Source organism: Lapillicoccus sp., assembly GCF_025353065.1.
Taxonomy (GTDB): domain Bacteria; phylum Actinomycetota; class Actinomycetes; order Actinomycetales; family Dermatophilaceae; genus Lapillicoccus.
This window is the reverse complement of sequence record NZ_JANXRJ010000287.1, coordinates 1-4,256: the sequence shown is the minus strand read 5'-3', so window position 1 is coordinate 4,256 and position 4,256 is coordinate 1. Positions and strand designations below refer to the sequence as shown.

Here is a 4,256-nt window from a genome sequence, read left to right as displayed (position 1 = left end):
CTCGGGGTTGTAGGGCCGGAGCAGCCGCGAGGACTGGCGGATGTGGGCCGGGCCGAAACGGGCGCCGGGACGGTAGCTCACTCCCGAGTCGAACGGCACTCCGACCACCGCGATGTCCGCCCGGTCGACCTCGTCGATGCGGGGGAGGCGGGCGAACGTGGCCGGCCCGGCGAAGCGCGGCACCTGGACCGCGTCCACCTGGCCCAGCACGGTGCCACGGGTGACTCGAGGGATTCGAGGGGACGGAGCGTCAGTCAACGGGCGCCTCCTCGTCTCGACTGCGAGGACCGTAGCGGAACACCCTGGGCAAATCAACGATCACGAGGGCCGTCCGGGATCGTGGCGTCGGTGCCGCGGGGCGTGCACGACAACCCTGACGACTACGGCAAGCAGTCGGACTGGCCATGAGGTACGTCCGATCGCCCCTACAGGGCTGTGGGTCGAAACCATGTCCGGCCAACAAAACCGGGGACGTCCGAGATGCACTTCACCGTGGCCCGCGCGATCACAGATTGCACGGGCACTCGCAATGCGACGCCGTCACCAGCGAGGTGGTCACCAGGCGTACTGCTCCGGGGCGGTCTTGGGGCCAGGGAAGATCTCGTCGAGGCGACTCAGCGTCTGCCCGTCGAGGACCACGCCCAAGGCACGGACCGCGGCGTCGAGCTGGTCCAAGGTGCGTGGCCCGACGATCGGTGCGGTGACGGCCGGTTGGTGCAACAGCCACGCCAGGCCGATGTCACCCGGCTCGTGACCCAGGTCGTCGGCCAGGCTCTCGTACTGCTCGATCGCGACGCGGTGGTCCTCGAGGGCCTTGACCAGTCGGTCCTCGCCACGGCGCTTACCCGTGTGCCGGGTGCCCAGGACCCCTCCGAGCAGTCCGCCGTGGAGAGGCGACCACGGGATCAGACCGAGCCCATTGGCCTGTGCGGCCGGAATGACTTCGAGCTCGACGTCACGCGTGAGCAGGTTGTAGATGGACTGTTCGCAGACCAGGCCGGAGAAGTTGCGGCGACGGGCCTCGGCCTGGGCGGTGGCGATGTGCCACCCGGCGAAGTTGCTGCTCCCGACATACAAGACCTTGCCCTGCGCAACGGCCGTCTCCAGGGCCTGCCAGACCTCATCCCACGGCGTCTGCCGGTCGATGTGATGGAACTGGTAGAGGTCGATGTAGTCGGTCTGCAGGCGCTTCAGGCTCGCGTCGAGGGCGCGACGGATGTTGAGCGCCGAGAGCTTGCCCTCGTTGGGCCAGGCGCCCATGTCGCCGTACACCTTGGTGGCGAGGACGGTTCGCTCCCGCCGCTGGTTGCCGGTGGCGAACCAGCTGCCCACGATCGTCTCGGTGCCACCTCTGTCGCCGTAGACATTGGCCGTGTCGAAGAAGTTGATGCCGTTCTCGTGGGCGCTGTCCATGATCGCGTGGGAGTCGGCCTCGTCGGTCTGCTGACCGAAGTTCATGGTGCCGAGGCACAGACGCGAGACTCGCAGACCGGAACGGCCCAACTGTGTGTAGTCCATCTGTCCACCCTGCCGCCCGGCCGGTGCGGTGTCCACCTGAAGGGTTCTGTCCCGGGTCCCGCACATCCGGCAACGACAGGACCCCTCGAAGCGCCCCGACCAGGCGCCTCGCCGGGGCAGCCAGGGTAGGTACGGTGTGAACACATTTCGGGGCATCCCGTTCCCTGTCGTCGAGGCCGGCCGTCTCCACCGCGATGTACGGACACCCCCGGGTCGGCCCTGGCGTCAGGGCCTGGCAGTACATCAGCGGAAGTTCCGAGAACCCCATGGTCGAACTGGGCTGGAAGTCCGTCGGGGTGCTGGAGCTGACCGCACTGCCAAGCATCGATCAACAGCACTGGGTGCCCTCTGGTCCGGGAGACCGACGTCCTGCTGGTGGCAGGCGGCGATGTCCTCTACCTGTGCCACTGGATGCGGCAGTCCGGTCTGGCGGACCTGCTTCCATCACTGGGCGAGAACAATCTGGGTAGGACTGAGCGCCGGGAGCATGGTGATGACCCCCGAGGTCGGGGAGGACTTCATCCAGTGGAGACCTCCGACCGGGGACGATGCCATGCTGGGCCTCGTGGACTTCTCGATCTGTCCCCACCTCGCCGCCGCCGGCATGCCGGGCAACTCGATGGCCGAGGCGGAGCAGTGGGCTGCCGGCATCTCGGGTCCGGCCTACGCCATGGACGACCAGACGGCCATCACGGTGGTCGACGGCATCGCCGAGGTCGTGTCGGAGGGGCACTGGAGGCACTTCCCCCTCCTGAACCGGCATCCGACGCCACCATCAGTGCGCAGGCCGCCCCATCATGCAGCAGCGTCACTCCTCCACCCAGAGTTCGGAACCTGCGTCTACGCGCCGGGAAGGAGGCCGTCCCACTTCGCCGCGGTGCCACTCCCGTGAGAATCGCCCTGTCGGCGAGGACGGCTGCGATGGCGGCGGAGGGTGGCGAGGGCCGAGGATCTGGCCGCTGCCGGAGACGATGTCCACGGCGCCGACACCGTCCGCACAGGGCGCCGGTGAGGACTCCATCCAAATAACACAAACATTACTGTTGCTATAGGGTTCTGTTCATGGGACGGCAGATCAGCGTGTCCGAGGCTGCTGAACGGCTCGGTGTCACCCCTCACCGCGTGCGCCAGCGCATCGGGGACGGCTCGCTGCTCGCCGAGCGGGTCGGCCACCGCTGGGGCATCGACGAAGCCGATCTGCTCCCGCTCTTGGACGGGGGCAAGCTCGGTCGGCCCTTCTCGGAACGATCTGCCTGGGCCATCCTTGACTTCGCCGACCTGTCGCCGCAGGCGCAAGCCGCTTTTGCTCTCCTAGCCCCCTCAGAACGCCGACGCACCCGAGAGCGCTGGCGTGTGATTGCCGATAGCGCATCGGACAGTGGCAACGTCGCTGAAGTCGTCCGCCTGCTCAGTCGAATGCTGGCCAATCGCGCAGAGCGCCACGTCTTTCGAGTCAATGCCCGCGACCTGCCGGATCTTCGAGGTGACACTCGCTTGGTCCTGTCCGGCCTCAACGACCCACGCGCCGAGATCGCCGCCGGCGACGTCGCAGAGGGCTACGTCACCCGAGCCGACCTCGCGCAGCTCATCCGCGACTACCTGCTCACGTCGGCGGTCGGCCAATCCAGTCGCCAAGACGCCAATGTCATCCTGCATGCTTCAAGCCGATCCGTGCCCCGACCGGCCCCGCTGCTCCTGATCGCCGCCGACCTCGCCGAGCACCGCACCCCCCGCGAGGAGTTCCGCGCCGTCGAGATCCTTCACCACTTGACTGCGACCGAACAGCTGCGGCACGAGCTGGAAACCGACCCGTGATCGTCCTGCCGCCGATGCTCCCGGCACAGACCGCTTCGTGGCACGCGCTGATGGATCTGTACGAGAAGCACCACGCGGGCTGGACCCTCGTCGGCGGCCAGATGGTTCACCTGCACTGCGCGGAGCGCGACCACTCACCCACACGGCCGACCGATGACGCCGACATGGTGCTTGACGTGCGCGCCGACCCGCACTTGCTCGAAACGTTCACCGCAACGCTCATGGACCTCGGCTTCACCTACCAGACCTCGGGCGAAGGGCTCCAGCATCGGTGGGTCAGGGGCGACGCCCAGATCGACGTGCTGCTCCCTGACGGTGTGGGGGAACGGTCGACGTCGCGCCCTGGCGCGGGAGGCGGTCCCACTCTCGCCACTCCCGGCGGCACCCAGGCACCGCAGCGGTCCGAGGCCATAGCGGTCACCGTCGCGGGACGCCAAGGCTACGTGCTTCGCCCCAACCTCGTCGGAGCGCTCGTCATCAAGGCGGCGGCGCACTCGGTCGGCAGTCATGGCCGTCGCCACCGCCTCGACTTCGTCGTGCTCGCCAGCATCCTGGCCGCCCGCGACTTCCGTGAGGACCCGGCCAGCTCCGGCGACCGCCGACGACTACGCACGATTCTTGCGGCGGTTCGCAAGGACAACTCGGTGATGCTGCGGGACCCCGACGCCGCCACAACCCTCGCCCGGCTCGAAGCAGCCGCGGGGCTGACCTCATGACACGCCCTGAGCGTGAGGGCGCGGTCGTTCCTTTTCGACGAGGGACCGTAGGCACCGCTCTCTTGATCCGTGGCCCGGTCGCTGTATCCGTACCAGCGGTGTCGTCTGTGGAGCGGGCGACGAGAATCGAACTCGCGTGTCCAGCTTGGGAAGCTGGCGCTCTACCATTGAGTTACGCCCGCGCGGCCGCAGGTCAACTCGCGGCGC

The 4,256-nt window shown here is 67.9% G+C and carries 4 protein-coding genes, 1 tRNA gene and 1 pseudogene; 3 read left to right on the top strand and 3 right to left on the bottom strand.

Going from position 1 to position 4,256, the window contains the following annotated elements; genetic code table 11:
* Together Q0R63_RS20935 and Q0R63_RS20930 are read right to left on the bottom strand one after the other, a co-directional pair.
* On the bottom strand, positions 1-258 hold a 258-nt coding region (locus tag Q0R63_RS20935; RefSeq protein WP_295701792.1), incomplete at its 3' end, for an arginase family protein.
* A 297-nt stretch (positions 259-555) separates the two neighbouring features.
* Entirely contained in the window at positions 556-1,518 is a 963-nt protein-coding gene (locus Q0R63_RS20930) for an aldo/keto reductase (protein ID WP_295701790.1), read from the bottom strand.
* A gap of 269 nt (positions 1,519-1,787) precedes the next feature.
* Here Q0R63_RS20930 and Q0R63_RS20925 point away from each other — a divergent pair.
* The 3 genes and pseudogenes from Q0R63_RS20925 to Q0R63_RS20915 all read left to right on the top strand — a co-directional run.
* A pseudogene (locus Q0R63_RS20925) lies at positions 1,788-2,254 on the top strand (Type 1 glutamine amidotransferase-like domain-containing protein); the annotation flags it as partial.
* A 326-nt stretch (positions 2,255-2,580) separates the two neighbouring features.
* Positions 2,581-3,333: a helix-turn-helix domain-containing protein gene (locus Q0R63_RS20920; RefSeq protein WP_295701788.1), complete on the top strand. Its 753-nt coding sequence runs from the start codon at positions 2,581-2,583 to the stop codon at positions 3,331-3,333.
* Positions 3,330-4,049 carry a hypothetical protein gene (locus Q0R63_RS20915; protein ID WP_295701786.1) on the top strand — a complete coding sequence of 240 codons (720 nt, stop codon included), beginning with the start codon at positions 3,330-3,332 and terminating at the stop codon, positions 4,047-4,049. The genes Q0R63_RS20920 and Q0R63_RS20915 overlap by 4 nt, the downstream gene beginning before the upstream one ends.
* Positions 4,050-4,157: 108 nt before the next feature.
* On the opposite strand, the gene Q0R63_RS20910 is transcribed toward Q0R63_RS20915, so the two are convergent.
* Positions 4,158-4,231, bottom strand: a tRNA-Gly gene (locus tag Q0R63_RS20910).
* Positions 4,232-4,256: the final 25 nt, after the last annotated feature.